General features: G+C 62.5%; 5 protein-coding genes. 3 read left to right on the top strand and 2 right to left on the bottom strand.

The window, feature by feature from the left end; translation table 11 throughout:
* The coding region (locus K8W16_RS08785) for a type I restriction enzyme endonuclease domain-containing protein (RefSeq protein ID WP_304122772.1) at positions 1–443 on the top strand (443 nt) is incomplete at its 5' end.
* Positions 444–820: 377 nt separating this feature from the next.
* Here K8W16_RS08785 and K8W16_RS08780 read toward each other — a convergent pair.
* Positions 821–1,792 (bottom strand): DMT family transporter, encoded by a 972-nt coding sequence (locus K8W16_RS08780; protein ID WP_304122771.1) that lies wholly within the window; start codon positions 1,790–1,792, stop codon positions 821–823.
* Positions 1,793–2,340: 548 nt separating this feature from the next.
* Here K8W16_RS08780 and K8W16_RS08775 point away from each other — a divergent pair.
* Positions 2,341–3,285 carry a LysR family transcriptional regulator gene (locus K8W16_RS08775; protein ID WP_304122770.1) on the top strand — a complete coding sequence of 315 codons (945 nt, stop codon included), beginning with the start codon at positions 2,341–2,343 and terminating at the stop codon, positions 3,283–3,285.
* Here the strand turns inward: K8W16_RS08775 and K8W16_RS08770 are convergent.
* Entirely contained in the window at positions 3,232–4,137 is a 906-nt protein-coding gene (locus K8W16_RS08770) for a hypothetical protein (protein WP_304122769.1), read from the bottom strand. The two genes, K8W16_RS08775 and K8W16_RS08770, sit on opposite strands and share 54 nt — an antisense overlap.
* A gap of 669 nt (positions 4,138–4,806) precedes the next feature.
* Between K8W16_RS08770 and K8W16_RS08765 the strand changes: the two genes are divergently transcribed.
* The coding region (locus K8W16_RS08765) for a Fic/DOC family N-terminal domain-containing protein (protein ID WP_304122768.1) at positions 4,807–5,140 on the top strand (334 nt) is incomplete at its 3' end.

Raw genomic sequence — 5,140 nt, 5'->3', positions numbered from 1 at the left:
GGCGCACCAATGTGGTGAAGTCGGAAAAGTGTTCGGAAATGATTCAGAACGCCATGAGCCGTTATCTCAAGGGGATGTTGACCAACGAAGAAATTATCCGGGAACTTTTGAGGCTGGCCGGGGATATGGCGGAATCCCATGCGGAAGGCGAAAAGCTTGGCCTGAATGAGGAAGAACTGGCGTTCTACGATGCGCTCACAAAGCCGCAGGCGATTAAGGATTTTTATACCCATGAAGAACTGATTGCCCTTACCCGGGAACTGGCCGATGCACTGCGGAAGAATCGGACCATCGACTGGCAGCGGAAGGAAAGTGCAAGAGCCGGTATGCGGCGTTTGGTGAAGCGATTGCTGAAAAAACATAAGTATCCGCCGGAAGGCATGGAGGATGCCCTGCATACGGTGATGAACCAGTGTGAGATGTGGACGGGTCAGGCGGCATGATGCCGTTATGGATATCAGTTTTCTCTTGTCCGAAGGGGAGGTTCGACAGGCTATGCCGATCCTCTGTTCGTTTAATTTGTTCGATATGAGGGAAGCCCCTGTGGAGACCGGGGAGGATTTTGTCGCTGGTACTCTCGGCAGAGGGGATTCCCCCGCACCTGCGTTCTTTCGGCAATCCCGCTCCCCGTGCCCTCCGGCCCTTTCCCCGCGGTACTTTTCCGGGAAGCGCGCCTTCGGCGTCCCTGAGATGTTCCGGCCCGCGTTTCGTTCCGGCCGGGGATAAAAAATCCCGCTTCTCCGCAGGGGTGTGGAGAAGCGGGCCATGCCCGCATGGGAGGGGGACGTGGATGCGCGTTTGCGGGCAGGGGGAAGCGGTTCTATCGCCCTTTATGCAGGAGGTGGCGGACGATGAGGGGCCTTACGGCCATAAGCGCTTCCCAGGTGGGGATCATGGAAATCATGGAGGCGGCGAGCATGAGGACAATGCCCGCCCACATGTTCCAGGGAATGTTTTCGCCGAGGATCAGCATGGCGAGGATGGGGGCCAGCACGGGCTTGAAGAAGAAGACAAGCGAGCCCTGCATGGCGGAGGTGGCTTCCATGCCCATGAAGTAGCAGGCATAGCCCCCGGCCGTGACGAACACGCAGATGTAGAGCACGTTCAGGATATTGTCCGGCCTGTAGCCGCTGAAGAAGGGGATTTCGGCGAACATGGGCGCAGTTTCGCGCAGCATGTCGGCCAGCGGGGGTATGTGGCTTGCGAGCATGAGCGCGATCATCTGGAGGCTCGCGGCAAGGCAGCTGAAACAGGTGACGGCCACGCCGGAATAGCGGGCGCACATTTTCTTGCCGAGCACGGCGTAGAGCGCGAAGGTGGCGGCGGAAAGAAGCACGAGCACGACGCCCGTGGGGTCGAGGCTGGTGTGCAGCGGGTCGATGATGATGAGGGCGGCCGCCACTTCCACCGCCAGCGCCGCAATGTGCTGGGGCCTTATGTCGGCGCGCAGGATGAGGAAGGCGAAGGCCAGCACAAGCACCGGGTTGCAGCTGAAAAGCACGCTCACCACCGAGGCGGGCGCATAGAGTATGGACACTTGGTAGAACATCATGCTCACCACAAGGCCGAGAAAGCCGAGGCCCGCAAAACCCTTCCAGGCGGAAAGCGAGAGCGATGCCCCGTGCTGCCTCAGGCCGCGCAGGGCAAAGGGAATGAGCAGAAGCCCGCCCACAAGAAAGCGCGTGCAGTTGAGCTGCATGGGGTTGAAATCGAGCGCCACGGTTTTGAGCGCCACTTCCATGGAACTGAAAAAGACCGTAGCAAGAAGAATGAAGATATATCCGCGATTCATGGCATGTCCCCGTGCAAAGGCCCGGGCGCGCCGGAAGGCGCGTCCTCCTTGCCTATAGCAGGGGGCCGTGATACGGTAAAATACTCATTTGATATGGCAGGTATATCATAAACGTATAATAAGGCGGCAGTCCCGGCTTCCGGCAGGAGGCGCGCAAGAAGCGGGGCGGCCTAGAGCGCAGGCATCCTGAGCCGGGCATCGGGGCGGAAAGGCGTGTGCCTGAGTATCTCCGCGTCGAGGAATCCCCGCACTGAAGCCCTGCTTCTTGCGCGGCGTTTTTTGAGGCATGCGCGTAAACCGCCCCCGGACAGGATACGGCATCCGGGCCTTGGCGGGCGCGCCGCAGGCCGACGGCGGGAGCGCACGGCTTTCTGCGCGTCTCTTCCCTGCGGCGGGGCCTGCACGGGAGGGATGGTGCGGCCCGGTTTTTCCGCGTTTCTTTGGGGATTGCGGCTGTTCCGGGGCGTGTTCCGGCCGGGCTTTTCCCCGGCACGGCATCCGGGCAGGGCTTCCTGTCTGCGGAAACGGTTTTTTCTCAGGGAGAAGATATGGAACTCAACTGGGAGCTTTGCCGCATGTTCTATCATGCGGCGCGCTGCGGCAGCTTCAGCCGGGCGGCAGGCATGCTTTTCACCAGCCAGCCCGCCGTTTCGCGGGCCATGGCGGAGCTTGAGCGGCAGCTCGGGTGCCGCCTGTTCATACGCAACCGGCGCGGGGTGGAGCTCACGCCGGAGGGGAGGCTTTTCTATGCCCATGTGGAAGCGGGCTGCGAAAACCTGCGCCGGGGCAGGGAAGCCGTGGAAGAGGCCGTGGGCCTCCTCTCGGGCAGCATAGCCTTAGGTACCAGCGAAACTGCATTGCGCAGCTGGCTGTTATCGCGGCTCGACGCCTTCCACGCCCGTTACCCGGGGGTGAAGATACGCCTTTACGGCGGCACGTCGCGCCGGGCCATGGAGGACTTGAAATCCGGCGTCATCGATTTCGCCGTGGCGGCCGTGGCGGGGGGAAGCTTCCGCTTTCTCCGGGAAACACCGCTTTCTTCCTTTAAGGATGCCTTTGTGGCCGCGCCGGGCTATTACGGGCATCTCCGGGGCAGGGCCGTCACGCTGGAGGAACTTTCCCGCGAGGCCGTGATCTGCCACAGGCGCGAGTCCCTCACCTTCGATTTTCTGGAGGAGGTCTTCAAATCCCGCGGGCTGGAGCTGGATCCGGCCATGGAGCCGGAATCCTCCGATATCGTGCTCGAGCTTGCGCGGCACGGCCTGGGCGTGGGATTCGTGCCGGAGCAGACGGCGTCGCGCGCCGTGGAGGAGGGCGAGCTTTTCGCCGTGAACCTTGCTGAGCCTCTTCCTTTGCGGCGCATCAGCCTGCTGGAATACGAGGGCCATACCCTGAGCCTTGCGGCACGGCGCCTGCGCGACATGCTCCTCGGCAAAGAATCAGCGGCGGCGGATGCCGAGGATGTTGGGCAGGGGGAAATCGTCCCCGCGTGAGGAGAGCAGGTAGCTTGCAGGAGACATGCCGCTCCACAGGTGTGTGCGGCCCGAAAGGCGCAGCAGCAGGGAAGCCTCGCTCCCGCCTTCCACATACATGGCGGAATTGAGGTTCAGGCCCTTGTGGGCGTTCAGGGCCTTCACGAAGTCGTGCACCGAGGAAGGGTCGGCCCCGAGAAGGAAGAGGATGCGGCCGTTCATGTCTTCGGCAATGGCGGCCACGGCGTGTTCCGGCCCGTGTTCCGGCCATACCTGCTCCCCGCCCGGCCCCATGAGGCGGAAATTCTGCACCACGATATCGTACTGCGGCAGGAGGGAGCGCCAGTCGTCCACATTGCGGTCGAGCACGGCGGCGCGGGGCAGGCCCGGGACACGGGGAGAGGCCACGAAGAAGGAGCCGTAGCGCGACACGATGCGCCCGTTGTTGATCTTGTCGCCGCCGCGCATGTAGCCGGTGGAGGTCTGCCCGTCCTTCAGGTACATGCAGGCGTTGATTGCCGCCGTGAGATCCTTTTTTTCCGCCCACTCGCGCAGCGTGGGCACGCCCGCCTTCTCCCAGCGGGAGCTGCACAGGCAGATATCGTAGCGCGACGTGTCGAACCTGAGGGCGCGGATGGTGATGCGGCGGCTGAATTCCCCGCCGCCCTTTTCCGTGAAGGAAAGCAGCGCCATGTCCAGCCCATCTTCCAGCGGAAGCCAGGCGATATCCTGCCCCGGGGCCGTGGGAAAAGGCTCGGGCTGTGCAGGGCTTTCCTCGCTTTTTGCCGGAAAACCGGGCTCGGCGCGCAGGAGCGCGGGGGCAAGCAGAAGCGCGAAAAGCGTGAGCAGCATAAGGCAACGGATGCGTTTCATGCCTTCCTTGTATGCCCTTCGCTTTCGATGGGCAAGGGAAACTGTGCACAAAGCTCCCCGGGGATGATGTGCCTCTTGAAAATTGCGCGGGAACGGCAGGCCGGGCGCGCCGCTCGGCCTCCGTTCCGGGAGCCGTTTGCGCTGCCCCTCCCGCGCCTTCTTTTGCGTCGGCCTTAGCCTCGCCCGCGCCCCGTCCCCGGGCCTGTGAGAGCATGGGCGGGGAGCAAGAAGGGACCGCCCCTGCGGCAGGCCGGGCGCGGGGAATGATGTGCCTCTTGAAAATTGCGCGGGAACGGCGTGGAGGCCCGCCCCTGCCCGGCAGGAAAGAGGGGGCCCCGCCCGGGCTTTGCGCCCCGGAACCTGGGGCGAGAGGGCAGGACGTCTTTTTCTGCGCCCGGGTTCGGCCCCCGTCTTTGCGCCCGGCCTGCGCCTCCCGGCAGGGCGGTTTTTTCTTGCGCCCCCGGCTTTTGCGGCGGGCATGCGCCGCCCTCGCTTCTTCCCCGCCCTCGCTTCTTCCCCGCGCCCCGCGCCGGAGGGTGGGTGATGCAACCGCAGTTTGCACAACGGGCGTTGTGTCAAGTAAAAGGCTTTTGAGTTGACACAACAGCTGATATCGTGTCTCCTTATGGACGCTTGGCCTTTTTTCCGTTTGGCATGGTTGAGGTATATATGAATATCAGGCCCTTCGTTCCCCCCATGCTTCCTCTTGATGTGAGTGAAGACAGGTGGGGGCATTTCGGCATGCTGGATTTTTATGCGACTGCCGCCCTGGCGCAGCTCAACGGCATGATGCTGGCATCGGCAAAAGCCGATCTGTTCTGGCTTACCTGGCTGCTGAAGGAAGCGCAGAGTTCCAACGTCATCGAAGGCACGGTAACGACGTTTGATGAAATTCTCGGAGAGAATGTCGGTGTCGTCGTTTCCGCGGAGCGTCAGGATGATGTTAAGGAAGTCATGAATTATCGCGAGGCCATGCAGGTCGGCCTTGAGGAAATCGCCGCAG

The sequence above is a fragment of the Mailhella massiliensis genome, assembly GCF_020741395.1.
Taxonomy (GTDB): domain Bacteria; phylum Desulfobacterota; class Desulfovibrionia; order Desulfovibrionales; family Desulfovibrionaceae; genus Mailhella; species Mailhella massiliensis_A.
The sequence above is the reverse complement of the archived record's forward strand: the minus strand, read 5'-3'. Positions and strand labels throughout refer to the sequence as shown.